This is a genomic window from Parachitinimonas caeni (assembly GCF_030129945.1).
Lineage (GTDB): Bacteria > Pseudomonadota > Gammaproteobacteria > Burkholderiales > Chitinimonadaceae > Parachitinimonas > Parachitinimonas caeni.
On the sequence record NZ_JARRAF010000173.1, the window covers coordinates 1 to 522 of the forward strand.

The 522-nt window shown below is 61.9% G+C and carries 1 protein-coding gene; it reads left to right on the top strand.

Features of this window, described 5'->3' with window-relative positions:
* Positions 1-77: 77 nt before the first annotated feature.
* Positions 78-522: IS66 family transposase (locus PZA18_RS24170; RefSeq protein ID WP_284103445.1), on the top strand; the 445-nt coding region annotated here is incomplete at its 3' end.

A 522-nucleotide genomic window follows, 5' to 3' on the forward strand; every position in this document is an offset into this window, starting at 1 on the left:
TTCAACATGCGCCTCTCGCTGCGCCCAGGATTCACTTTCTTGCGCCATCGCTCCGCTCCTGACAAGGAAATCTCAGAGTGTGGTGGCTTGACGCGGGAATCGGTAGATGGGACGGTCGGACGCTTACCAACGACCTCTCGGGCGGGCCACCGATGGTGGTGTTCGACTACCAGACCAGCCGCAGCGGCAGCCATGCCCGGGCCTTTTTGCAAGGCTGGCAGGGGACACTCATGGCGGATGGCTACGGCGGTTACAAAGCGCTGTTTGGTCAAGGCGTGACTGAGCTGGGTTGCTGGGCGCATGCCCGGCGGAAGTTCTTTGATCTGCACGCCGCCAGTAACAAGCCGCATGAGATGGCTGAAGTCGCGCTGCAGCGAATCGGGGAGCTCTATGCGATCGAAGCCCAGGCGCGTGAGCAGTCACCCGCAGAACGACAGATGCTCCGTCAGACCCAAGCCCTGCCGCGCCTGCAGGCTCTGCATGCCTGGCTGATCCAGCAACGCCAGCAAACGACAAAGACCT